This is a genomic window from Cupriavidus sp. AU9028, from assembly GCF_019795295.1.
Lineage (GTDB): Bacteria > Pseudomonadota > Gammaproteobacteria > Burkholderiales > Burkholderiaceae > Cupriavidus.
Genome location: NZ_JAIMCG010000004.1, coordinates 267,242 through 291,981, shown reverse-complemented (window position 1 = coordinate 291,981; position 24,740 = coordinate 267,242). Strand labels below are relative to the sequence as shown.

Here is a 24,740-nt window from a genome sequence, read left to right as displayed (position 1 = left end):
GTGGCCGGGAATCGCCTCCTCGGGATTGCCTGTTGGCGAAGTTGACGCTAACGTAAACGTCAATTCGGCGGGCTTTCCGCCATCTTAAGCCAAATCCCGCGGCGTATCGAACGTCCGTTCCTTTTTTGCCCTGCCTCATGACCGTATCCCCAGCGACCTGCGCGACGCCGGACACCCCCGGCCAGCCGGACTCCACCCCCGCGGAGAGCGGCGGCGCGGCCGGGCAGGGCGGCGCCACCTACACCATCGCGGAACTGGCCCGTGAGTTCGATATCACGCCACGCGCGATCCGCTTCTACGAGGACCAGGGCCTGCTGTCCCCCGCCCGGGTGGGATCGGGCGGCCGGCAGCGCGTCTATAACGGGAGGCAGCGCACCCGCCTGCGCCTGACGCTGCGCGGCAAGCGGCTCGGGCTGACGCTGAACGAGATCCGGGAGATTCTTGACCTGTACGAGTCGCCGCGCGATACGGCGCCGCAGCTGGAACGCTTCCTTGCCTCGCTGGCCCAGCACCGGCGCGTGCTGGAGCGCCAGATGGAAGACCTGCAGGCGCAGCTGGCGGAAATCGAGCAGCACGAGCGGCAATGCCGGGCGCTGCTGGAGGAGCACGCCCGCACCGATGCATCGGGTACCGAAAGCCAGTCTGCGGTGCGGCGCGTGCGCTGACCCACGGAAAGCGCGGCCCCAGTGCCTGACGCGCCGCTTCCCATCGAACCACGTGTTGACGTTTACGTAAACGTCAATAAAATAGCCCAACGAAGCCCGCCCTGACGCCGGCCCGCGTTGCTGCGGCAAAGCGGGGCAACGGCGCGGCCGCTGGCGCAATCCACTGCAGAGGAGACCACCATGACTGCATTGCCTGGCCTGAAATTCGACCTTGGCGACGACATCGACATGCTGCGGGAGTCGGTTCAGGCCTGGGCGCAGGCGGAACTGGCGCCGCGTGCCGCCGAGATCGACCGCACCGACCAGTTCCCGATGGACGCCTGGAAGAAGATGGGCGATCTCGGCGTGCTCGGCATTACCGTGGCCGAGGAATACGGCGGCGCCAACATGGGCTACCTCGCCCATATGGTGGCGATGGAGGAGATCAGCCGGGCCTCGGCCTCGGTCGGCCTGTCCTACGGCGCGCACTCCAACCTGTGCGTCAACCAGATCCACCGCAACGGCACCCCGGAGCAGAAGGCACGGTATCTGCCCAAACTGGTGTCCGGCGAGTGGATCGGCGCGCTGGCGATGAGCGAGCCGAATGCGGGGTCGGATGTCGTCAGCATGAAGCTGCGCGCCGAGCGCCGCGGCGACCGCTACGTGCTCAACGGCACCAAGATGTGGATCACCAACGGGCCGGATTGCGACGTGCTGGTGGTCTACGCCAAGACCGAACCGGAGCTGGGCGCGCGCGGCATGACGGCCTTTATCGTCGAGAAGGGCATGAAGGGCTTCTCGGTCGCGCAGAAGCTGGACAAGCTCGGGATGCGCGGCTCGCATACCGGCGAGCTGGTGTTCCAGGACGTCGAAGTGCCGGCCGAGAACGTGCTGGGCGCGGAAAATGGCGGCGCCAGGGTGCTGATGAGCGGTCTGGACTACGAGCGCGCGGTGCTCTCGGGCGGCCCGGTCGGCATCATGCAGGCGTGCATGGACGTCGTCACGCCCTATATCCATGACCGCAAGCAGTTCGGCCAGAGCATCGGCGAATTCCAGCTGATCCAGGGCAAGGTGGCGGACATGTACACCACGCTGCAGGCAGCGCGCAGCTATCTGTACACGGTCGGCAAGAACCTCGATTCGCTGGGCAGCGAGCATGTGCGCCAGGTCCGCAAGGACTGCGCGGCCGTGATCCTCTACACCGCCGAGAAGGCGACCTGGATGGCAGGCGAGGCGGTGCAGATCCTGGGCGGCAATGGCTACATCAACGAGTATCCGGTGGGCCGGCTGTGGCGCGACGCCAAGCTGTACGAAATCGGCGCCGGCACGTCGGAAATCCGCCGCATGCTGATTGGCCGGGAGCTGTTCGCCGAGACCATGTAAACGACCGGCCGAAAGGGGCGCGTGGCGGGTCCGCCGCCAGCGGCCCTCGGGCGGAAACGCTTACAATTGCCCAGGAGCGGCCGGGCTGCTTGCACGTCCGGCCGTCCCCGCCCCCGCAAGCAGAGCCTTCACCTCATCGCCACGCCGAACCATGTCGCACTTCCCGAAACTGCTGTCCTCGCAGATCGCTTACGACGTGGCGCGTACCATGCTGGACGGGTTCGACAAGCACTACCGGCTGTTCCGCGAGGTAGGGCAGCAGGCCAAGCTCCGCTTCGAGGCGGGCGACTGGCACGCGCTGCAACGGATGCAGCGCGACCGCATCGACTTCTACAACGAGCGGGTGCGCGAAGCCACCGAGATCCTGCAGGACGAATACGACGCCGAGAACATCGACGACGGCATCTGGCAGCAGGTCAAGCTGCACTACATCGGGCTGCTGACCAATCATCATCAGCCCGAGCTGGCGGAGACCTTCTTCAATTCGGTCTGCACCCGCATCCTGCACCGCTCGTACTTCAACAACGACTTCATCTTCCTGCGTCCCGCGATCTCGACCGAGTACATCGAGAACGAGGAGTCCCCCATCAAGCCGACCTTCCGCGCCTACTATCCCGGCAGCCGGCAAGGCCTGGCGCATTGCTTCGAACGCATCGTCCACAACTTCCAGCTGGAACGTCCCTTCGAAGACCTGGGCAGGGACATCGACTACGTGGTGCGCGCGATCGGCGAGGAGCTGGGCGAATTCCCGATCGCGCCGAATTTCCAGATCCACGTGCTGTCGTCGCTGTTCTTTCGCAACAAGACGGCCTTCATCATCGGCCGCATGCTGAACGGCGAGCGCACGTATCCGGTGGCGATTCCGATCGTGCACGCGCCGTCCGGCAAGCTGATGCTCGATACCGTGCTGCTGCGCAAGGAGCAGCTGCTGATCCTGTTCTCGTTCGCGCACGCCTACTTCATGGTCGACATGGAGATTCCGTCGGCGTACGTGACGTTCCTGCGCGACATCATGCCGCGCAAGCCGCGCGCGGAGATCTATACCTCGCTCGGGTTGCAAAAGCAGGGCAAGAACCTGTTCTACCGCGATTTCCTGCATCACCTGCAGCATTCGTCGGACAAGTTCATCGTCGCCCCCGGCATTCGGGGCCTCGTGATGCTGGTGTTCACGCTTCCCTCGTACCCCTACGTCTTCAAGGTGATCAAGGACTTCTATCCGGCACCCAAGGAGACCACGCGGCAGCAGATCAAGGGCAAGTACCAGCTGGTCAAGCAGCATGACCGGGTCGGGCGGATGGCCGATACGCTCGAGTATTCGGATGTCGCGTTCCCGCTGTCGCGCTTCGACGATGCGCTGGTGCGCGAGTTGCATCAGCATGCGCCGTCGATGATCGAATACCAGCGCGCGCGCGACGGCACCGAGGAAATCGTGGTGCGCCACGTCTACATCGAGCGCCGCATGACGCCGCTGAACATCTGGCTGCAGGAAGGCAGCGACGAGCAGGTCGAGCACGGCATCGTCGAATACGGCAATGCCATCAAGGAGCTGATCGCCGCGAACATCTTCCCCGGCGACATGCTCTACAAGAACTTCGGCGTCACCCGGCATGGACGGGTGGTGTTCTACGACTACGACGAAATCGAATATCTGACCGATTGCAATATCCGCCGCGTGCCCGAGGCGCGCAACGAGGAGGAGGAAATGGCGGGCGAGGTCTGGTACAGCGTGGGCAAGCACGACATCTTCCCCGAGACGTACCGCACCTTCCTGCTGGGAGACCCGCGCGTGCGCGCCGCATTCCTGCGGCACCACGCTGACATCTTCGATCCCGCCATGTGGCAGGGCCACAAGGCCCGGCTGCAGGCGGGGCATGTCCACGATTTCTATGCTTACGATGCTTCAGAACGATTCATCCACCGTTACGGCCGCAACCCGGTCCAATCCCCAGCAAGGAGGGCGGCATGACTGACGCCATTGCACAGCTGTTCCGCAACAATCGGGAGTGGGTCGATCGCGTCAACGCCGAGGACCCGACTTTCTTCACCGGACTGGCCAACCAGCAGGCGCCCGAATACCTGTGGATCGGCTGCTCCGATTCGCGCGTGCCGGCCAACCAGATTCTCGGTCTCGCGCCGGGCGAGGTGTTCGTCCACCGCAACGTCGCCAACGTGATCGCGCACAGCGACCTGAATGCGCTGTCGGTGATCCAGTTTGCCGTCGAGGTGCTGAAGGTCCGCCATATCACCGTGGTCGGCCACTACGGCTGCGGCGGCGTCAAGGTCGCGCTCAAGCGCGAGCGCATTGGCCTGGTCGACAACTGGCTGCGCCATGTGCGCGACGTGGCCGACAAGCATGACACCTACCTGGGCACGGTCCTGCGCGAGGAAGACGCGCACGCACGGCTGTGCGAGCTGAACGTGATCGAGCAGGTCAACAACGTGTGCCAGACCACGGTGCTGCAGGACGCGTGGGCTCGCGGCCAGGAAGTGACCGTGCACGGCTGGATCTACGGCGTCTCGGACGGCCTGCTGCGCGACCTGGGCATGGCGGCGAGCAACAACGACGAACTGCACGCGCAGCTGGAGGCGGCGTATCGGCAGTACGGCGAAACCCATACGGCGAACCGCAAGCCCTGACTTTCCTCCCCTCTCCTGCCCCGCGGGAGAGGGGCCTGGGGAGAGGGAAATGAACCACTGGCGCGACTGCACGTCCGCAGCAAGGAGACCGAAATGCAAGACCCCATCGTCATCGTATCCGCGGCCCGCACCCCGATGGCCGCCTTCCAGGGCGAGTTCGCCAGCCTCACCGCTCCCCAGCTGGGCGCGGCCGCCATCCGCGCGGCGGTCGAGCGCGCGGGCCTGCAGCCCGGGCAGATCGAGGAAGTGGTGTTCGGCAACGTGCTGTCGGCCGGTCAGGGGCAGGCGCCCGCGCGGCAGGCCGCCCTTGGCGCCGGGCTGCCGCTGTCCGTTGCCGCCACCACGGTCAACAAGATGTGCGGTTCCGGCATGCGTGCGGCCATGACGGTCTACGACGGCCTGATCGCCGGCTCCTTCGAGATTGCGGTGGCAGGCGGCATGGAGAGCATGACCAATGCCCCCTACCTGATTCCCAAGGGACGCGGCGGCTACCGTATCGGCCACGCGATGATCTACGACCACATGATGCTCGACGGCCTGGAGGACGCCTACGACAAGGGCCGCGCCATGGGTACCTTTGGCGAGGAGTGCGCCGCCAAGTACGGCTTCACCCGCGAGGCGCAGGACGCGTTTGCCATCGAGAGCGTGCGGCGCGCGCAGCAGGCCAACGAGAACGGCCACTTCCGCTGGGAGATCGCGCCGGTCACCGTGTCGGGCAAGGGCGGCGACACCGTCATCGACACCGACGAAGGGCCGCGCCGCATCAAGGTGGAGAAAATTCCCTCGCTCAAGCCCGCGTTCGCCAAGGACGGCACGATCACCGCGGCCTCGTCGTCGTCGATCAACGACGGCGCGGCGGCGCTGGTGATGATGCGCGAATCCACCGCCAACAAGCTGGGTCTGCAGCCGCTCGCGCGCATGCTGGGCCACACCTCCCACGCGCAGGCACCGGGCTGGTTCACCACCGCGCCGGTCGAGGCGATCGCGAAGCTCTATCGCAAGCTGGACTGGACCAGTGACAGCGTCGACCTGTTCGAGATCAACGAGGCGTTCGCGGTGGTGCCGATGGCCGCGATGCACGAGCTGAAGATTCCGCGCGAGAAGGTCAACATCCACGGCGGCGCCTGCGCGCTGGGCCATCCGATCGGCGCCTCCGGCGCGCGCATCATGACCACGCTGATCGGCGCACTGCGCGCGACCGGCGGCAAGCGCGGCGTGGCGAGCCTGTGCATCGGCGGCGGCGAAGGCACGGCAGTCGGCATCGAACTGGTCTGACGCGCGTTCACGACCACAGGAGCACAGCATGCCTACCGCACTCATTCTCGGTGCCTCGCGCGGCATCGGCCTGGAGTTTGTCCGGCAGTACCGCGCCGATGGCTGGCGGGTGGTCGCCACCGCCCGCAGCGATCAGGGCCTGGCGGCGCTGCACGCGCTGGGCGCGGAGACCCACCGGGTGGACCTGAGCGAAGCCGGCGAGGTCGCCGGCCTCGGCTGGTCCATCGACGGCGAAACCTTCGACGTGGCGATCTACAACGCCGGCGTGATCGGCCCGCGTACCGAGGGCGCGCAGCCGGTATCGGTGGACGACTTCGACGCCGTGATGCATGCCAACGTCTACGGCCCGATGATGGCGCTGCCGCTGGTGCTGCCGTTCGTGGAGAGCGGGCGCGGCGGCAAGGGCGGCGTGCTGGCGGTATTGTCCTCGCGCATGGGCAGCATCGGCGCGATGGAGAGCAACCGCAGCTGGATGTACCGGGTCAGCAAGGCGGCCGTGAATGCGGCGCTCAAGGCGGTGTCGCTCGACGCGCGGCGCGCCACCTGCCTGGCGTTGCACCCAGGGTGGGTACGCACCGACATGGGCGGCTCCGAGGCGGACCTGACTGCGCAGCAAAGCGTGGCCGGCATGCGGCGCGTGCTGGCCGACGCGAAGCGGGACGACAACGGCACCTTCCGCAGTTACGACGGCGCGGTATTGCCCTGGTGAGGACGCCATGCTGCTGACACCCGAGCAGGAGATGATCCGCGATGCGGTGCGCGAGTTCGCGCAGAACGTCATCGCACCGCAGGCCGCCGCCTGGGATCGCGACAAGACCTTTCCGGCCGAGGTGCACCGCCAGCTCGCCGCGCTGGGCACCTATGGCGTGGCCGTGCCGGAGGAGTACGGCGGCGCGGGACTGGACTACCTGTCGCTCGCGCTGATTCTCGAAGAGATCGCGGCTGGCGACGGCGGCACCTCGACGGTCATCAGCGTCAACAACTGCCCGGTGTGCAGCATGCTGATGGCGTATGCCAGCGAGGCGCAGAAACAGCAGTGGCTGGTGCCGCTCGCGCGCGGCGAGATGCTCGGCGCGTTCTGCCTGACGGAGCCGCACGTCGGTTCCGATGCGTCGGCGTTGCGCACCACGGCCCGCCTCGACGGCGATCACTACGTGCTGAACGGCGTCAAGCAGTTCATCACCAGCGGCAAGCACGCCGACGTGGCGATCGTGATGGCCGTGACCGACAAGTCGGCGGGCAAGCGCGGCATCAGCGCCTTCCTGGTACCGACCGACACGCCGGGCTATGTCGTCGCCCGGCTGGAGGACAAGCTCGGGCAGCACTCGTCGGACACCGCGCAGATCGTCTTCGAAGACTGCCGCGTGCCGGTTGCGAACCTGCTGGGCGAGGAGGGCGCCGGTTACCGGATGGCGCTGTCCGGCCTGGAGGGCGGCCGCATCGGCATCGCCGCGCAAAGCGTCGGCATGGCCCGCGCGGCGTTCGACGCGGCTCTGGCGTACGCGAGGGAGCGCGAGAGCTTCGGCAAGCCGCTGTTCGAGCATCAGGCGGTGCAGTTCCGCCTGGCCGAGATGGCGACCCGCATCGAGGTGGCACGCCAGATGATCTGGCACGCCGCCGCGCTGAAGGACGCGGGCAGGCCGTGCCTGAAGGAGGCCGCGATGGCCAAGCTGACCGCCAGCGAAATGGCCGAGCGGGTTTGCTCCGACGCGATCCAGGTGTTCGGCGGCTACGGCTACGTCAGCGACTTCCCCGTCGAGCGGATCTATCGCGACGTGCGCGTGTGCCAGATCTATGAGGGCACCAGCGACATCCAGAAGATCCTGATCGCCCGCGCGCTGTAGCGCGATCCCTGCCAACGAACCAACCAACCGGATTTACCACCGCATGACTTCCAGCAGCACCCCCAGTTCTTCCGCAGCAACCGCTTCGCAGGGCAGCGTCCGCCCCGGCCGCTTCGATTGCGTGATTTTCGATTGTGACGGGGTGCTGGTCGACAGCGAGCCCATCGTCAACCGCCTGCTCAACCGCATGCTGAACGAACTGGGCATCGACATCTCGCTGGAGGAATCCACCGCGATGTTCCTTGGCCGCGCGGTGCGCGAGGAATTGGGCACCATCGAACGCATGCGCGGCGCGCCGTTGCCCGAGAACTGGCTGTCGGAATGGCTGGCGCGGCGCAACGCGACGCTGGAAGCCGAGGTCGAAGCGATCCCGCACGTGCGCGAAGCGGTGCAGGCCATCGCCGCCACCGGCATGCCGCTGTGCGTGGCCTCGGGTGCCGATCGCGTCAAGGTAAAGCTGCAGCTGACGCGCACCGGCCTGGTCGAGCTGTTCCAGCGCGACGACCGCGAGCACATTTTCTCCGCGACCGAGGTGGAGCGCAGCAAGCCGGCTCCGGACGTCTACCTGCTCGCGGCGCGGACCATGGGCGTCGACCCGGCGCGCTGCGCGGTGATCGAGGACAGCCCGGCGGGCATCACCGCCGGCGTGGCCGCCGGCATGACCGTGTTCGGCTATGCCGCGCGCAACGATGCGGCGATGCTGCGCGAAGCCGGCGCCCACACCACCTTCACCGACATGCGCGCCTTGCCGGAGCTGGTGGGATGAGCAAGCCGTCCCCCGCCGGCGCCGGCGCCGGCAACCCGTGCCCGTGCGGCGCAGGCAGCTATGACAGCTGCTGCGGGCCGTTCCACCGCGGCGAAGGGTGGCCCGCGAGCGCGGAGCAGCTGATGCGCTCGCGCTACAGCGCCTACGTGCTCGGGGACGGCAGCTGGCTGCGGCGCACCTGGCACCCGTCCACGTGCCCCGACGGGCTGGAGCAGGACATCGCGAACGAGTCGGCGCCGGGCGCGCCGCGCGTGCAATGGCTTGGCCTGACCGTCCGCGGCAAGGCCCAGCAGGACGAGGACCATGCCGAGGTCGAGTTCGTCGCGCGCTACAAGGTGAACGGCAAGGCCACGCGCATGCACGAGCGCAGCCGCTTCGTGCGTGAACCGGCAGCGCCCGGCGAGGCGCCCCGGTGGCTGTATCTCGATGGACAAATGTTGGGAGAACAACGATGAGCCTGCAGCAGGAGCGGAACCCGGAAGCCGGCGCGCCGCCGTATCGCCTCTATTGCTTTGCCCAGTCCGGCAACGCCTACAAGGTCGCGCTGATGCTCGAGACGCTGGGCGTGCAGCGCGGTGCGCGGCTGTGGGAGCCGCGCTTCGTCGACTTCTTCAACGGCGAGACGCGCACTCCCGCCTACCGGACGATCAACGTGATGGGGGAGGTGCCGGTGCTCGAGTTCGACGGCCAGCGGCTGTCCCAGTCCGGCGCGATCCTCGACCTGCTGGCGCGGCGGCTGGACGCCCATGGCCCGCGCGACGACGCCGAGCGAGCCGAGATCCTGCGCTGGCTGCTGTTCGACAACCACAAGTTCACCTCGTACATGGCGACCTACCGTTTCCTGCGCAACTTCGCGCGCGAGCCGGATCCGGTCATCGTGCAGTACCTGCGCGGACGCTGCGAGGCGGCATGGCGCGTGCTCGACGCGCATCTGCAATCGCACCGCTTCGCCGCCGGCGACCGCTGCACCATCGCCGACTTCTCGCTGGCGGGCTACGTGTTCTACGAGGACGAGATCGGTGTGGACTGGCAGGCCGACTATCCGCACATCCATGCCTGGATGCAGCGCATCCGGGAACTGCCAGGCTGGCAGCATCCGTACACGCTGATGCCGGGGCACCCGCTGCCTGCCGGCGACGGCTGACGCAGCGCGCCGCAAACGATCCGACCCATAACGAAACAGGAAGAGACAGACCCGATGCCCACGCTCGAATCGAAACTGAATGCCCGCTCGGAATCGTTCAAGGCCAACGCCGACGCCATGCAGGCGCTGGTCGCCGACCTGAAGGCGCGGATTGCCGAGGTCGCGCAGGGCGGCGGCGAGGAGGCCCGCAACAAGCATCTGGCGCGCGGCAAGCTGCTGCCGCGCGACCGCGTGCAGCAGCTGCTCGATCCCGGCACGCCATTCCTGGAGCTGTCGCAGCTGGCCGCCTGGGAGATGTATGACAATGCCGCGCCCGGCGCGGGCATCATCACCGGCATCGGCCGCGTGGCGGGACAGGAATGCGTGATCGTCTGCAACGACGCCACGGTCAAGGGCGGCACCTACTATCCGATGACCGTCAAGAAGCATCTGCGCGCGCAGGAGATCGCCGAGCAGAACAACCTGCCCTGCATCTATCTGGTCGACTCCGGTGGCGCGAACCTGCCGAACCAGGACGACGTGTTTCCGGATCGCGACCATTTCGGCCGCATCTTCTACAACCAGGCCAACCTGTCGAAGCAGGGCATTCCGCAGATCGCGGTGGTGATGGGGTCGTGCACCGCGGGCGGGGCCTATGTGCCGGCAATGAGCGACGAGTCGATCATCGTCAAGAACCAGGGCACCATCTTCCTTGGCGGGCCGCCGCTGGTGAAGGCGGCCACCGGCGAGGAGGTCAGCGCGGAGGACCTGGGCGGCGCCGACGTGCACACCCGCCTGTCGGGCGTCGCGGATTACTTCGCGCAGAACGACCTGCACGCCCTGTCGCTGGCACGCAATATCGTGCAGCACCTGAACCGCCGCAAGCCCGACCAGATCCGGTTGCACGAGCCGATGGAGCCGCGCTACCCGGTCGAGGAACTGTACGGCGTGATCCCCACGGACACGCGCAAGCCCTATGACGTGCGCGAGGTGATCGCCCGCATCGTCGACGATTCGGATTTCGACGAGTTCAAGGCGCGCTACGGCACCACGCTGGTCTGCGGTTTCGCCCGGATCTGGGGCTACCCGGTCGGCATCATCGCCAACAACGGCATCCTGTTCTCGGAGTCCGCGCTCAAGGGCGCGCACTTCATCGAGCTGTGCTGCCAGCGCAAGATCCCGCTGGTGTTCCTGCAGAACATCACCGGCTTCATGGTCGGGCGCAAGTACGAGAACGAGGGCATCGCCCGCAACGGCGCCAAGATGGTGACCGCTGTTGCCACCGCGCAGGTGCCGAAGTTCACCGTGATCATCGGCGGCTCCTTCGGCGCGGGCAATTACGGCATGTGCGGCCGCGCCTACTCGCCGCGCTTCCTGTGGATGTGGCCGAACGCGCGGATCTCGGTGATGGGCGGCGAACAGGCGGCGAGCGTGCTCGCCACGGTGCGGCGCGATGGCATCGAGGCGCGCGGCGGCAGTTGGGGCGCTGACGAGGAGGAGGCCTTCAAGCGGCCCATCCGCGAGCAATACGAGCACCAGGGCCACCCGTACTACGCCAGCGCCCGGCTGTGGGACGACGGCGTGATCGATCCCGCGCAGACGCGCACGGTGCTGGCGCTCGGCTTGTCGGCGAGCCTGAATGCGCCGATCGGCGACATGAAGTTTGGCGTGTTCCGGATGTAATCGATGAGCGTGGGGCAGGGCTGGGCCGCGCCAGCGGCGAAGGTTGCGGCGCAATGGCTGCTGGCGGCGGCAAGTACCGCCGCGTTCGCCATCCCGGTGGCCATGGAGGGCCCGGACGCCGACGCCGGCAGCTGGCCAACGCCGGCCGAGGGCGACGGCATCCACGCGATGATCGAGGAAACCTGGTCGGTGCCGGTGGAGGTGATCGACAGCAAGGGAGCGCAGGTGACACAGCGCATCGTGGCGACGGCGCTGCGTGAAGCGGGCCGCGACCGCTATCCGCTGCTGCTGCTCAATCATGGCCGCCCGCCGGACCCGGACGCGCGCTTGCGCATGGGGCGCGTGCGGATGGCACCACAGGCCCGCTATTTCGCCTCGCTCGGTTTCCTGGTGGTGGTACCGACGCGGATGGGCTACGGCGTCAGCGGCGGCCCCGATGTCGAGAACACCGGCCCCTGCCATCGCAAGCGCTATCGGCCCGGCTTCGAGGCCGGGGCGGAGCAGGTGCATCAGGTCATCGAGGCGGCGCGGGCGCGGCCGGAGGTCGATGGGCAACGGATTGCGGTGATCGGCCAGTCGTTCGGCGGCGCGGTATCGATTGCGCTGGCCGCTCGCAATCCGCAGGGCGTGCGGGTGGTGATCAACTTCGCCGGCGGTGGCGGGGGCGATCCGGAACGGCATCCGGGCGAGCCGTGCGATCCCGAGCAGCAATCGCGGCTGTTCGCGGACTACGGCCGCATGGCCCGGGTGGCCACGCACTGGATCTACACCACCAACGACCGCTTCATGGGTCCGTACCCGGCCGAATGGTTCGACGCTTACCGCAGTGCGGGCGGCCTCGGGCATTACCACCTGATGCCGGCCTTCGGCGCGGACGGCCACCAGTACTTCTCGCGCGGACTGGCCGCGTGGTCGCCGCTGGTGGAGGCGGCGTTGCGCCAGGCGGAATTGCTGCCGGGCGATGCGCCCGCCAGCGTGCAGTCAACACCCTGACGGGCATTGGCGGCCCTGGCAGGACGAATGCAAACGGATTGGAGGAGAACGGAATGGATTTCACCACATTGAGCATCGACGTCGCAGGCCATGTCGCCACCGTGACGCTGAACCGTCCGGATGTTCGCAACGCGTTCAACGAAACCGTCATCGGTGAATTGAGCGGCGCCTTCCGCGCGCTGGGCGATACCGCCGAAGTGCGCGTCATCGTGCTCGCGGGCAACGGTCCGGCCTTCTGCGCCGGCGCCGACCTGAACTGGATGAAGAAGATGGCCGGCTACTCGAACGAAGAGAACCGCGCCGATGCACTGACCCTTGCCCAGATGCTGCACACGATCTGGGCCTGCCCGAAACCGGTGATCGCCCAGGTGCACGGCGACGCCTATGCCGGCGGCGTCGGGCTGGTCGCGGCATGCGACATTGCCATTGCCGCGGACAGCGCGCACTTCTGCCTGTCGGAGGCGAAGCTGGGCCTGCTGCCTGCCACCATCAGCCCCTACGTGATTCGCGCGATGGGCGAGCAGGCGGCCCGGCGGTACTTCATCACCGCGGAGCGCTTCGATGCCGCCGAAGCGCTGCGCATCGGCTTCATCCACGAGGCGGTGCCGGCGGCGCAGCTGCAGGAACGGGTGGCCGCAGTGGCCGCCACGCTGGTGGCCAACAGCCCGAACGCGGTACGCGAGAGCAAGCGCCTGGTGCGGGAGGTGGCGGGCAGGGGCATCGACGATGCGCTGCTGGTCGATACGGCCGAGCGCATCGCCGCCATCCGTGCTTCCGACGAAGGGCGCGAAGGCGTGCGCTCGTTCCTCGAGAAGCGCGCGCCGTCCTGGCGTCCCGCCTGATACGGGCAGTTGGCGGAAGATAGCCAGATGGTCCGCACGGCCGGCGTCGATCGTTGCGCAAGCCCACCGCTTCTGTCGGTATCTTGCTCGCATCCCGCCGATTTGCCGCTGCCATTGCCTGGTTTGCCACCGTCACCAGGGCTTCCTACCATGCGTTCTCCCGTTCCAATCCGCTCGCGCAGCCCGGCCGCCGTGCCGGCGCGCGCGCGGGTGGACGACAACCCATGGAGGACACCCTTGAATTCCCTGTCCTTGCAAGCGGACCCTGGGCATGGCGGCACGCTGTCAGCGCGCAGCCGCCGTGCGATCTGGCATCCGTGCACGCCGTTGCGCCCCCGAGAATCCGACGGTCCGCTGGCCATCCAGCGCGGCGACGGCCCCTGGCTGTTCGATGACCGCGGGCGCCGCCTGTTCGACGCCACCAGTTCCTGGTGGGTCAACCTGTTCGGTCACGCCAATCCTCGCATCAATGCCGCGCTGCGCGAGCAGCTCGACGCGATTTCCCACGTGATGCTCGCGGGCTGCACGCACGCCCCGGCGGTCGAACTGGCCGAGCGGCTGTCCGCGCTGACCGGCGGCGCGCTCGGCAATGCCTTCTTTGCCTCCGACGGCGCGTCGGCGGTCGAGATCGCGCTGAAGATGAGTTTCCATTACTGGCGCAATACCGGGCTGCCGGCCAAGCGCGAGTTCGTCTGCCTGCGCCACGGCTATCACGGCGAAACCGTCGGCGCGCTGGCGGTGACCGACGTTGCGGTATTCCGCGATGCCTACGCCCCCTTGCTGCACCGCGCGCATGTGGTGATGTCTCCCGATGCCCGCCAGGCTGGCGCGGAGGAGACCGCCGCGATGGTGGCGCGGCGCGCGCTCGCCGAGCTGGAGACGCTGTTGCAGGCCCGTGCCGGCCACATCGCCGCGCTGATCGTCGAGCCGCTGGTGCAGGGGGCGGCAGGGATGGCGATGTACGACCCGCTGTACCTCGACGGCGCGCGCGCACTGTGCGACCGCTACCGGGTTCACCTGATCGCCGACGAGATCGCGGTCGGATGCGGGCGCACCGGCACCTTCTTCGCCTGGGAGCAGTCGCACTCCGGCGAGCCGCTGGCCGCGCATCGTTGGCCCGACTTCCTGTGCCTGTCCAAGGGCATCAGCGGCGGCTATCTGCCGCTTTCGCTGGTGCTCTCGCGCGACGTCATCCAGCAGGCATTCGTCGACGACGATCCTCGCCGCGGCTTCCTGCACTCGCACTCCTACACCGGCAATGCGCTGGCCTGCCGCGCGGCGCTCGCGACGCTGGACCTGTTCGAGCAGGACGAGGTAATCGCGCGCAATCGCGAGCGCGCCGCCTGGCTCGCCGACGGCATGGCGCCGCTCGCGTCGGATGCGCGGCTGTGCCACGTGCGACAGCGGGGCCTGATCTGGGCGGCGGACCTGCGGCCGGAATACCGCTTCGACGGTTTCGCGCAAGCCTTCCACCGTACCGCGCTGGAGCACGAGTTGCTGGTGCGCCCGATCGGTCCAACGCTCTACCTGCTGCCGCCGTACGTCTTCGACGCGGCGCAGGCGCGCTGGCTGGGCGAGCGGATGCGGGCGGCGCTGGACGCGACGCTGGCACAGGCGCCAGTGGATGGCTGCAAGCGCAGCGCACCGGACAGGGAGGCAGCCCATGTTGCTTGACCTGCTTGACCGTGCCGCCGCCGAGCGGGAGCGCCAGGCGCTGGTGCGCAGCCGACGGCTGGCGCATTCCCCTTGTTCGGTGCGGCAGGCGGTGGCGCCCGTATCGTCGGCCACGCCGGGGGGGGCTTGCCATCCGCAGCCGCTGCTGTCCTTCAGCAGCAACGACTACCTTGGCCTGGCCAATCACCCGGGGATCGTCGCCGCCTTTGCCGAAGGGGCGATGCGCTGGGGCGCGGGCAGCGGCGCCTCCCATCTGGTCAGCGGCCACGCCTTGCCGCATCGCCAGCTGGAACAGCGGCTGGCCGACTGGTACCGGCCCTACATCCCGCGGGCACGCGCGCTGCTGTTCTGCAGCGGCTACATGGCCAACGTGGGCGTGCTGACGGCGCTGGGCAGTGCCGATGCGACGCTGTTTTGCGAGACGCTGAACCATGCCTCGCTGATCGATGGCGCACGCCTGGCACGTGCCGCGGTGCAGCGCTATCCGCACCGTGATGTCGCGGCACTCGACGCGGCGCTGGCGGCATGCAACAGCCCCCTGAAGCTGATCGTCACCGATGCGGTGTTCAGCATGGATGGCGCGATTGCGCCGTTGGGCGAGCTGCTGGAACTGGCGGAGCGCCACGACGCCTGGCTGATCGTCGACGATGCCCACGGCTTCGGCGTGCTCGGCAGGCAGGGACGCGGCGTGCCCGAACACCTCGGCCTTGCCTCCCGACGGCTGATCCATATCGGCACGCTGGGCAAGGCGGCCGGCGTGTCCGGCGCCTTCGTTGCCGCGCACGAGACCATCGTCGAGCATCTGATCAACACCGCGCGCACCTACATTTTCACCACCGCGTCGCCGCCGGCCGCCGCGAATGCGCTGCTGGCCAGCCTCGAGCTGATCGAAGGCAGCGAAGGCCAGCAACGGCGGCATGCGCTGCAGCAGCGCGTTGGCGAACTGCGCGCCGGGCTTGTGCCATTGCTTGCGCGGCAGGTGGCAGACGGCCGGCAGGCATGGCAGCTGGCCGACAGCATCACCGCCATCCAGCCGCTGATCGTTGGCGACAACGCGGTGGCACTGGCCCTGTCGCGTCAACTGGAAGAGCAGGCCGGCATTCGTGTCGGCGCCATCCGTCCGCCAACCGTGCCGGAGGGCACCGCGCGGCTGCGCATCACCCTGTCGGCCGAGCATGGCCAGGACGATGTGCGGCAGCTGGTCGCCGCGCTGCGGAAAGCCGCTGCGGGGAGGGCCGCGCCATGAGCCAGCCCAATCGTATCGATCGTATCGCCTGCTTCATCGCCGGAACGGATACCGGCGTCGGCAAGACGCACGCCAGCGCGGCGCTGCTGCACGCCTTCGCCCAGGCCGGATGGCGCTGTGCCGGCATGAAACCCATTGCAAGCGGCTGCGAGTGGGTCGAAGAGGCGGCCGGCCGGGGCGAATGGCGCAACGAGGACGTCGAGCAGCTGCGGATGGCCGGCACGGTGCCGGTTCCCCGGCAACTGACCTGTCCCTGGCTGCTGCGCACCCCCTGTTCGCCGCATCTGGCCGCACAGGCCGAGGGCGTGCGCATCGAACCGTCGCCCATCGAGCGGGCGCTGCGGGAATTGCGCTCGCGTGCAGACGCCGTGGTGGTCGAGGGCGTGGGCGGTTTCCGCGTGCCGCTGGCCAGCGGGCCGGACGGCTGGGACACGGCCGACCTCGCCGTGCGGCTGGCGCTTCCCGTCGTGCTGGTGGTCGGCATCCGGCTGGGCTGCCTGAACCACGCCATGCTGACCGTCGAGGCGATCCGCGCCCGTGGACTGCGGCTGGCCGGCTGGATCGCCAATCGCATCGACCCCGGCATGGCGCTTGCCGACGCCAATATCGACACGCTGAAGGCGGCCCTCGGGCCGCAGCAGATCCCGCTGCTGGGCGTGCTTCCGTGGGGGCTGCCCGCCGCCGAGGCGGCCACGGGCATCGACTTCGGACCGATCGCCGCTGCCTGCGCCGCCGACAGCAACATTACCGAGACCCGGGCCGCGTCCCGGCTCGTCACCGAACAAGACATCGCATCATGAGCAATCACAACGTCTCCGCCGTCGAAGGCACCACCGTCACCGCCGCCGCCACCGCCAAGGTATCCCTCGACGCGCTGCGCCATGCCGCTCGCGTGGCCAACGGCTCCACCGCGCACGTCGATGCCCCCGCCGGCAAGCCCGGCGCCTGGACCGTCGCCGACGTGGCGGCCCTGTTCGAATTGCCCTTCAACGACCTGCTGTTCCGTGCGCAGCAGGTGCATCGCGAGAACTTCGACGCCAACACGGTCCAGCTGTCCACGCTGTTGTCGATCAAGACCGGCGGGTGCGAGGAGGATTGCGGCTACTGCCCGCAGAGCGCGCACCACGATGCCGGCGTCAAGGCCGAGAAGCTGATGGCGCTGGACGAGGTGCTGGAAGCCGCGCGCGCCGCACGCGAGAACGGCGCCACGCGCTTCTGCATGGGCGCGGCGTGGCGCAGCCCCAAGGAGCGTCACCTGGAGCCCGTGATCGACATGATCCGCGAGGTCAAGGCCATGGGGCTGGAAACCTGCGTCACGCTCGGCATGCTGGAGGCCGAGCAGGCGCAACGGCTGAAGGACGCCGGCCTGGACTACTACAACCACAACCTCGATACGTCGCCCGAGTTCTACGGCAAGATCATCAGCACCCGCACCTACCAGGATCGGCTCGACACCATCGGCCACGTGCGCGAGGCCGGCATCAACGTCTGCTGCGGCGGCATCGTCGGCATGGGGGAGACGCGCGTCGCCCGCGCCGGGCTGATCGCGCAACTGGCCAATCTGGACCCGTACCCCGAGTCGGTGCCCATCAACAACCTGGTGCAGGTCGAGGGCACGCCGCTGGCCGGCACCCCCGAGCTGGACCCGTTCGAGTTCGTTCGCACCATTGCCGTCGCCCGCATCACCATGCCGCGCGCGATGGTGCGGCTGTCCGCGGGGCGCGAGGCCATGGACGAAGCGTTGCAGGCGCTGTGCTTCCTGGCCGGCGCCAATTCCATTTTCTACGGTGACAAGCTGCTGACCACCGGCAACCCGCAGGCCGAGCGTGATCGCGCCCTGCTGGGCCGGCTAGGCATCCGCGCAGAAGGCTACGCCGGATGACGACGGTGTCCGCTGCACAGCGTGCGGCGGACACGGACAGCGAGCGGTCGCCGTTCCCCCAATCCAACGAGGAGGAGACATGTTCACCAAGATCCTGATTGCCAACCGCGGCGAGATCGCCTGCCGTGTGGCCGCGACCTGCCGGCGCCTGGGCATCCGTACCGTCGCTGTCTATTCGGATGCCGACGCCAACGCGCGGCATGTCTCGTATTGCGACGAGGCGGTGCATATTGGCGGGGCAGCCGCCCGCGACAGCTATCTGCGCGGCGACCACATCATCGAGATGGCCCGGGCCACCGGCGCGCAGGCGATTCATCCCGGCTACGGCTTCCTGTCCGAGAACGATGCCTTCGCCGAGGCCTGCGCCGCGGCGGGGCTCGTCTTCATCGGCCCGCCCGCCTCGGCCATTCGCGCCATGGGCAGCAAGAGCGCCGCCAAGCAATTGATGGAGCGCGCGAACGTGCCGCTGGTGCCCGGCTATCACGGCGAGGACCAAAGCCCGGCGCTGCTGCGCCGCGAGGCCGACCGCATCGGCTATCCGGTGCTGCTCAAGGCGAGCGCCGGCGGCGGCGGCAAGGGGATGCGCGTGGTCGAGGATGGCGAGAGCTTCGAGGCCGCGCTGGCATCGGTCAAGCGCGAGGCCAGCGCCAGCTTCGGCGACGACAAGGTGCTGGTCGAGAAATACCTGACCCGCCCCCGCCATATCGAAATCCAGGTGTTCGCGGACACGCAGGGTAATTGCGTCTACCTGTTCGAGCGCGATTGCTCGGTGCAGCGACGCCACCAGAAGGTGCTGGAGGAAGCCCCGGCGCCGGGCATGACCGAGGAGCGGCGCCGCGCGATGGGCGAGGCCGCCGTCGCCGCTGCCCGTGCCGTGGGCTACGTGGGCGCCGGCACGGTGGAATTCATCGCCAACCAGGACGGCTCGTTCTACTTCATGGAGATGAACACGCGGCTGCAGGTCGAGCATCCGGTGACGGAGATGATCACCGGCCAGGACCTGGTGGAATGGCAGCTGCGCGTGGCGGCCGGCGAGCCGCTGCCGCTGTCGCAGCAGCAGCTGCGCATCGACGGCCATGCGCTCGAGGCGCGCGTCTACGCCGAGAATCCGGACAAGGGATTCCTGCCTTCGACCGGCACGCTGCGCTACCTGCGCACGCCGCCCGCGGTGCAGTTCATGCGCGGTGGCGATATCCACGGGCCGGCCGGCGTGCGCATCGATGCCGGCGTGCGCGAGGGCGACGCCATCAGTCCGTACTACGACCCGATGATCGCCAAGCTGATCGTCTGGGGCAAGGACCGCGATGAAGCGCTTGCGCGCATGCGGCAGGCGCTGGCCAACTACCACGTCACGGGTCTGAGTACCAACATTGCTTTCCTGCAGCGGCTGGTCGCCTCGCGCCCCTTCACCGAGGCCGATCTGGACACCGGCCTGATCGCTCGGCATGAGGCGGGGCTGTTCCCGGCGCCGGCGCCCATCGGCATCGAGATCGTCGCGCTGGCCGTCGCGTCGCTGCTGGACATGGAGACGCGCGAGCGCCGCATCGACGCAGCCGATCCGCAATCGCCATGGACTCACGCCGGCCCCTGGCGGATGAACGGCGGCGCGCAACGCGTATTGCGCTTCACCGCTGGCGAACAGACCCTGGAGGCGACGCTGCATGCCGACGCCAGGGGCAGCACGCTGGTCTATGCCGATCAGGCCGCACCCTTCCGCGCCCAGTGCATCCACGACGATATCCACGTCGACCTTGGCACCCGGCGTACCCACGGCAAGGTCCACCATGACGGCGAGGTGTTCCATGTCTTCGCCGCGGGCCGTCACGCCGTGCTGCAGTGGCTCGACCCGCTCGCCCATGCCGGCGAGGCGGAGGGCGAAGGCGGCAAGCTGACCGCGCCGATGCCGGGCAAGGTCATCGCCGTGATGGTCGAGGCCGGCGCGCGCGTCACCCGGGGCACGCCGCTGCTGGTGATGGAGGCGATGAAGATGGAGCACACCATCAGCGCGCCGGCCGACGGCGTGGTGGGCGAGGTGCTATACGCGGTCGGAGACCAGGTCGGCGAAGGAGAGCAGCTGCTGGGCTTCGACGCGGCAGCGGGTTGAGGTTGCCGAGGCGGCTGGCCGGCGGAGTCGGAGGCAGGGCCTGCCCGGCCAGGCCACAGCAGTTCCGCCGACTCTGCGACAATATCCCGACACAACAGCGATAACGTGGAGAAGCGATGAAGGTGCAGCTGTACGTCCCCGATGGCCGATATGATCCGTGGATCGAGGGATTCGCCGAGGCCCTGCCCGAGGCGGAATGCGTGACCTGGGAGCAGAGCCAGGGCCAGCCGGTCGACTATGCGGTGGTCTGGCGCCCCCCGGTCGAGATGCTGCGCGGAAGGACCGATCTGAAAGCGGTCTTCAACCTCGGTGCCGGCGTTGACGGCATCCTGCAGCTGCGCGATGCCGATCCCGAGGCGCTGCCCGCCAGCGTGCCGATCGTGCGTCTGGACGACGCCGGCATGGGCGCCCAGATGGTCGAGTACGTGACCCATGCAGTGCTGCGCTATTTCCGCCGCATGGACGAGTTCGCGGCACAGCAGCGTGCCGGCACCTGGAAGTTCCTCAAGCCCAATCGCCGTGCCGACTTCACCATCGGTGTGATGGGCATCGGCACGCTGGGCGCGCAGATTGCCCGGGCCCTGGCCAGCTTCGGTTTCCCCGTGCGCGGCTGGAGCCGCTCGGCACGCAGCGTGGAAGGCGTCGAGTGCCATGCCGGCGAGCAAGGGCAGGCGGCATTCCTGGATGGGCTGCGGGTGCTGGTCAATGTGTTGCCGCTGACGCCGGAAACCGAGAACATCATCGATGGCGGCCTGCTCGCGCGGCTTGCCAAGGGTGCCTACCTGATCAACGTGGCGCGCGGCCCGCACGTGGTCGACGAGGACCTGCTCGCCGCCGTGCAGCAGGGCCAGATCGCGGGCGCGACGCTGGACGTGTTTCGCAAGGAACCGCTGCCCGCCGACCACCCGTTCTGGCAGGAACCGCGCATCACCATCACGCCGCATATTGCCGCGCTGACGTTGCGCGAAGACAGCATTGCGCAGATCGCCGACAAGATCCGCGCCTTGCAGGCCGGCCGCCCCATCGCGGGCGTGGTCGACCTGCAGCGGGGCTATTGAACCGCAGAGTTCGACGCCCCTGACCGCCGCCGCCGCACGATGGCGGCGGCTCCACCATTCGAGGAGCAGCGATGAACCAGGCAAACTACGTGAAGATCGTCGAGGTCGGCCCTCGCGACGGCCTGCAGAACGAGAAGTCGATGGTGCCGGCCGATGTCAAGGTCGCGCTGATCGATCGCCTGACCGATGCCGGCTTCACCAATATCGAAGCAGCATCCTTCGTATCGCCCAAGTGGGTGCCGCAGATGGCGGACGGCGCCGAGGTGATGGGCCGCATCCAGCGCCGCCCCGGCACGCTGTACTCCGTGCTGACGCCCAACATGAAGGGCTTCGAGGGCGCAGTGGCGGCCGGCGCCGATGAAGTGGTGATCTTCGGCGCCGCTAGCGAAGCCTTCTCGCAGAAGAACATCAACTGTTCCATCGCCGAGTCGATCCAGCGCTTCGAGCCGGTCGCGGCCGCGGCGAAGGAGAAGGGTATCCGGCTGCGCGGCAGCATCTCCTGCTCGCTCGGATGCCCGTACCAGGGCGACGTGCCGGCGTCCGCGGTGGCCGACGTGGTGGTGCGCATGCGCGAACTGGGCTGCGACGAGATCGATATCGCCGACACCATTGGCGTGGGCACGCCGGGCAAGGTGCAGGACGTCATGCGCGCCGCCGCAGCGGAGTTTCCGCTGGACCGGCTTTCCGGCCATTTTCACGATACCTATGGCCAGGCACTGTCCAACATCCTCGCCAGCCTCGACGTCGGCATCCAGATCTTCCATGCATCGGTTGCGGGCCTGGGCGGCTGTCCCTATGCCAAGGGCGCAACCGGCAACGTGGCGACCGAGGACGTGCTGTACATGCTGCACGGCATGGGCGTGCGAACGGGAATCGATCTGGAGAAGGTGGTGCGCGCCGGCGAGTTCATCTCGCAGGCCATCGATCGCCCCAATCAGTCGCGCGTAGGACGCGCCCTGCTGACGCGCTGGGCGAACGACGGCATGCCGGCCTGCGCCTGATCGTTGTTCAAGCGACGGGAGACACGAGGGATGGATCAGGACCAGACGCGCGCAACCTTGCCGGAGTCCGCGCAGCGCGTGGCACGGCTGCTGGCCGAACTCGGCCATGACAAGCCGATCGTGATGTTGCCGGCGTCGGGCAAGACCTCGGCCGAGGCCGCGGCCGGGCTCGGCTGCTCGGTGGCGCAGATCGCCAAGTCGATCATCTTCCGCCGCCTGGAAGACGATGCGCCGGTGCTGGTGATCGCCAGCGGCGGCAATCGGGTCGACGAAACCAAGGTGGCGGCGCGGGTCGGTGCACTGGGCAAGGCCGACGCCCGTTTTGTCCGGGAGAAGACCGGCTACGCCATTGGCGGCGTCTGCCCGATCGGCCACGCGGTCACGCCGGTCATGCTGCTGGACCGCGACCTGTTCGGCTTCGACAGCCTGTGGGCGGCTGCCGGGCATCCGCACGCGGTGTTCAATCTCACCCCGCAGCAGTTGCAGCAGATGACCGGGGCGGAAGTGGCCGACGTCGCACAGGCATCGCACGTGTAGCCGGAATCATCGAGTTGCAGCGGTTCTGGCAAATGCCGTCCTTGCCAACACAGGGAGCCTCGGCCCCCAGCCGCGTCTGACGCCGGAGCCCCTGCTGCTGGCGGTCCCGGTCAGTGAGGTGCCTTTATTGGCGCTACACTTGACTGTCCTCACCCTGCTTCCCGTCATGCCGAGCGAATCCAGACTAGCCGCCGATCTGCGCCGCCGCTCGATTGCGGCGCAATATGCCAGCCCCGTCGCTTCGCCCTGCCGGAATGTCTGCCGCATGTCTGACGATGGCTACTGCGAGGGCTGCTTGCGGACCATCGAAGAGATTGCCGGCTGGTCCGGCTACAGCGAGGCCGACAAGCGGGCCATCTGGCGAGCGGTGGCGCAACGGGCGGCGGCATGATCATGCAGACAAGGACGAGCGGCAATCCGCAAGCCGCGCCGGCCAACGGCGCCAGCGGCGCGCTGCCGCGCGGCATGCGGGTATTCGAACGCGGATGGCTATCGGCCAACAACGTGCTGCTCGTGGACGGCGACGATACCGTGCTGATCGACTCGGGCTACCTGTCGCATGCCGCGCAGACGGTCGCGCTGGTCGAGTCCGCGCTGCAGGGCCGGCCGCTGCGGCGCCTGATCAATACCCACCTGCACTCCGACCATTGCGGCGGCAACGCCGCGCTGCAGCGGCGCTGGCAGCCGCAAACATGGATACCCGCGGGCGACGCGGACGCCGTCGTTCGCTGGGATACCGATGCGCTGACCTACGGCCCCACCGGTCAACAGTGCGAGCGCTTCACCAGCGATGCGCTGCTGCATGACGGACAGGCGCTGCGGCTTGGCGGACTCGACTGGCAGGTCATCGCCGCTCCCGGGCACGATCCCCATGCGGTCATGCTGTACGCCCCCGAAGCCGGCACCCTGATATCGGGCGATGCCCTCTGGCAGAACGGGTTCGGCGTGATCTTTCCGGAGCTGGAGGGCGAGAGCGGGTTTGCGGAACAGCAGGCGGTGCTGGAGCGGATCGCTACGCTCGACGTGCGCCTCGTCATCCCAGGGCACGGCGCCGTCTTCACCGATGTGGCCGAGGCGCTGGAGCGGGCTGCCGGTCGTCTGGCCTACCTGCGCGCGGACCCGAAACGCAACGCCCTGCACGCCATGCGGGTGCTGCTGAAGTTCAAGTTGCTGGAACAGCGGCAGATGCGCCGCGACGCCATGCTGGCGTGGATGGAATCGGCCACGTTGATCGAGACGGTCCGCACCGGCGCGCTCGGCGGGATTTCGCGCCCGGCGCTGCTGGACGATGTCATGGCGGCACTGGTACGCGCGGGTGCCGCCCGCCTGGAGCAGGATCTGTTGCTGAACCAGGACTGAAAGGAGCAAGGCGGTGGCTTCGATGCCGATCATGCGCGGCGACGGGTTCTCTCTTCGGCCATTCCGGCAGGCCGACGCCGAGCAGTTCGCCACCGCGGTGCGCGAGTCGATGTCCACGCTGGGACGCTGGATGCCATGGGCCAGCCCGCGCTACAGCGTGCGCGACGCCCAGCTGTGGTTCGAGCTGTGCACGGAGAACATGGCCAGCGGTCTTGCCTATGATATCGGCGTGTTCTCCGAGGACGGACGGCAACTGTACGGCGGCGTCGCGCTGAACCAGCTGATGCCCGAATGCAATATGGCGAACCTGGGCTATTGGATCCGGCAGGGACGGCAGGGCAAGGGGCTCGCCACCAGAGCCGCCGTGATGATGGCCTGCTTTGGCTTCCACCGCCTTCGACTGACCCGGATCGAGATCGTCGCCGACCGGGACAATGTCGCCAGCCGGCGGGTCGCCGAAAAGACGGGCGCCATGCTCGAGTGCATCGCGCGCAACCGGCTGGTGCTCAATGGTGTTCCTCGACCTGCCGCGATCTACTCTCTCGTGCCAGAGTCGTTCCACCCTGACAGCGAGCGCGGCGTGCAGGGGTAGGCGCGGCGCAAAAGCGAACAATTCGGCCAGACGGGATAGCCAGGGCGCTGCGGCTCGTACAAGCTTCAGAACTTGTTGCTGCCACGTCCTCTACCTG

At 68.1% G+C, this 24,740-nt stretch carries 24 protein-coding genes; all 24 read left to right on the top strand.

Annotated features, from left to right (window positions below; translation table 11 throughout):
• Window positions 1-137: 137 nt before the first annotated feature.
• The 24 genes from K6V06_RS06950 to K6V06_RS06835 all read left to right on the top strand — a co-directional run bounded on the left by K6V06_RS06950 (window position 138) and on the right by K6V06_RS06835 (window position 24,643).
• Complete coding sequence (locus tag K6V06_RS06950) at window positions 138-665, top strand: MerR family DNA-binding transcriptional regulator (RefSeq protein ID WP_222241370.1); 528 nt, start codon at window positions 138-140, stop codon at window positions 663-665.
• A gap of 180 nt (window positions 666-845) precedes the next feature.
• A complete protein-coding gene (locus K6V06_RS06945) occupies window positions 846-2,027 on the top strand; it encodes an isovaleryl-CoA dehydrogenase (protein ID WP_222241367.1) in 1,182 nt (393 codons plus the stop codon).
• A 151-nt stretch (window positions 2,028-2,178) separates the two neighbouring features.
• Complete coding sequence (gene aceK / locus K6V06_RS06940) at window positions 2,179-3,993, top strand: bifunctional isocitrate dehydrogenase kinase/phosphatase (protein WP_222241365.1); 1,815 nt, start codon at window positions 2,179-2,181, stop codon at window positions 3,991-3,993.
• Window positions 3,990-4,664, top strand: a complete 675-nt coding sequence (can, locus tag K6V06_RS06935) for a carbonate dehydratase (RefSeq protein WP_222241363.1) — start codon at window positions 3,990-3,992, stop codon at window positions 4,662-4,664. Before aceK ends, can begins: the two co-directional genes overlap by 4 nt.
• Before the next feature lie 93 nt (window positions 4,665-4,757).
• On the top strand, window positions 4,758-5,939 hold the full coding sequence (locus K6V06_RS06930; protein WP_222241361.1) for an acetyl-CoA C-acetyltransferase: 1,182 nt from the start codon (window positions 4,758-4,760) through the stop codon (window positions 5,937-5,939).
• Window positions 5,940-5,967: 28 nt separating this feature from the next.
• On the top strand, window positions 5,968-6,648 hold the full coding sequence (locus K6V06_RS06925) for an SDR family oxidoreductase (protein ID WP_222241359.1): 681 nt from the start codon (window positions 5,968-5,970) through the stop codon (window positions 6,646-6,648).
• 7 nt (window positions 6,649-6,655) lie between these two features.
• Entirely contained in the window at window positions 6,656-7,783 is a 1,128-nt protein-coding gene (locus K6V06_RS06920; protein WP_222241357.1) for an acyl-CoA dehydrogenase family protein, read from the top strand.
• 43 nt (window positions 7,784-7,826) lie between these two features.
• Window positions 7,827-8,549 (top strand): HAD family phosphatase, encoded by a 723-nt coding sequence (locus K6V06_RS06915; RefSeq protein WP_222241355.1) that lies wholly within the window; start codon window positions 7,827-7,829, stop codon window positions 8,547-8,549.
• Window positions 8,546-9,004 carry a YchJ family protein gene (locus tag K6V06_RS06910; RefSeq protein WP_222241353.1) on the top strand — a complete coding sequence of 153 codons (459 nt, stop codon included), beginning with the start codon at window positions 8,546-8,548 and terminating at the stop codon, window positions 9,002-9,004. Before K6V06_RS06915 ends, K6V06_RS06910 begins: the two co-directional genes overlap by 4 nt.
• Window positions 9,001-9,693: a glutathione S-transferase family protein gene (locus tag K6V06_RS06905; RefSeq protein WP_222241351.1), complete on the top strand. Its 693-nt coding sequence runs from the start codon at window positions 9,001-9,003 to the stop codon at window positions 9,691-9,693. The genes K6V06_RS06910 and K6V06_RS06905 overlap by 4 nt, the downstream gene beginning before the upstream one ends.
• A 54-nt stretch (window positions 9,694-9,747) precedes the next feature.
• The gene (locus K6V06_RS06900) at window positions 9,748-11,355 is read left to right on the top strand and encodes a carboxyl transferase domain-containing protein (protein ID WP_222241349.1); all 1,608 of its coding nucleotides are present in this window, start codon (window positions 9,748-9,750) and stop codon (window positions 11,353-11,355) included.
• Between the two features lie 3 nt (window positions 11,356-11,358).
• Window positions 11,359-12,348, top strand: a complete 990-nt coding sequence (locus K6V06_RS06895) for a S9 family peptidase (protein ID WP_222241347.1) — start codon at window positions 11,359-11,361, stop codon at window positions 12,346-12,348.
• Between the two features lie 53 nt (window positions 12,349-12,401).
• On the top strand, window positions 12,402-13,190 hold the full coding sequence (locus K6V06_RS06890; protein WP_222241345.1) for an enoyl-CoA hydratase/isomerase family protein: 789 nt from the start codon (window positions 12,402-12,404) through the stop codon (window positions 13,188-13,190).
• A gap of 237 nt (window positions 13,191-13,427) precedes the next feature.
• Window positions 13,428-14,864 carry an adenosylmethionine--8-amino-7-oxononanoate transaminase gene (bioA, locus tag K6V06_RS06885; protein WP_255581648.1) on the top strand — a complete coding sequence of 479 codons (1,437 nt, stop codon included), beginning with the start codon at window positions 13,428-13,430 and terminating at the stop codon, window positions 14,862-14,864.
• Window positions 14,854-16,110, top strand: a complete 1,257-nt coding sequence (bioF, locus tag K6V06_RS06880; RefSeq protein ID WP_222241340.1) for an 8-amino-7-oxononanoate synthase — start codon at window positions 14,854-14,856, stop codon at window positions 16,108-16,110. The genes bioA and bioF overlap by 11 nt, the downstream gene beginning before the upstream one ends.
• The gene (gene bioD, locus K6V06_RS06875) at window positions 16,107-16,910 is read left to right on the top strand and encodes a dethiobiotin synthase (RefSeq protein ID WP_222241338.1); all 804 of its coding nucleotides are present in this window, start codon (window positions 16,107-16,109) and stop codon (window positions 16,908-16,910) included. Before bioF ends, bioD begins: the two co-directional genes overlap by 4 nt.
• Window positions 16,907-17,992, top strand: coding sequence for a biotin synthase BioB (gene bioB, locus K6V06_RS06870; RefSeq protein WP_222241336.1), 1,086 nt, complete (start codon window positions 16,907-16,909; stop codon window positions 17,990-17,992). Before bioD ends, bioB begins: the two co-directional genes overlap by 4 nt.
• 79 nt (window positions 17,993-18,071) lie before the next feature.
• Window positions 18,072-20,096 (top strand): acetyl/propionyl/methylcrotonyl-CoA carboxylase subunit alpha, encoded by a 2,025-nt coding sequence (locus tag K6V06_RS06865; RefSeq protein WP_222241334.1) that lies wholly within the window; start codon window positions 18,072-18,074, stop codon window positions 20,094-20,096.
• 116 nt (window positions 20,097-20,212) lie between these two features.
• The gene (locus tag K6V06_RS06860) at window positions 20,213-21,154 is read left to right on the top strand and encodes a glyoxylate/hydroxypyruvate reductase A (RefSeq protein ID WP_222241332.1); all 942 of its coding nucleotides are present in this window, start codon (window positions 20,213-20,215) and stop codon (window positions 21,152-21,154) included.
• Window positions 21,155-21,225: 71 nt separating this feature from the next.
• On the top strand, window positions 21,226-22,155 hold the full coding sequence (locus tag K6V06_RS06855; RefSeq protein WP_222241330.1) for a hydroxymethylglutaryl-CoA lyase: 930 nt from the start codon (window positions 21,226-21,228) through the stop codon (window positions 22,153-22,155).
• Window positions 22,156-22,185: 30 nt separating this feature from the next.
• Window positions 22,186-22,692, top strand: a complete 507-nt coding sequence (locus K6V06_RS06850) for a YbaK/EbsC family protein (protein ID WP_222241328.1) — start codon at window positions 22,186-22,188, stop codon at window positions 22,690-22,692.
• A gap of 265 nt (window positions 22,693-22,957) precedes the next feature.
• Complete coding sequence (locus tag K6V06_RS20865; protein WP_370637406.1) at window positions 22,958-23,083, top strand: DUF1289 domain-containing protein; 126 nt, start codon at window positions 22,958-22,960, stop codon at window positions 23,081-23,083.
• A gap of 2 nt (window positions 23,084-23,085) precedes the next feature.
• Complete coding sequence (locus K6V06_RS06840; RefSeq protein ID WP_370637405.1) at window positions 23,086-24,051, top strand: MBL fold metallo-hydrolase; 966 nt, start codon at window positions 23,086-23,088, stop codon at window positions 24,049-24,051.
• Between the two features lie 22 nt (window positions 24,052-24,073).
• Complete coding sequence (locus K6V06_RS06835) at window positions 24,074-24,643, top strand: GNAT family N-acetyltransferase (protein WP_222241547.1); 570 nt, start codon at window positions 24,074-24,076, stop codon at window positions 24,641-24,643.
• Window positions 24,644-24,740: the final 97 nt, after the last annotated feature.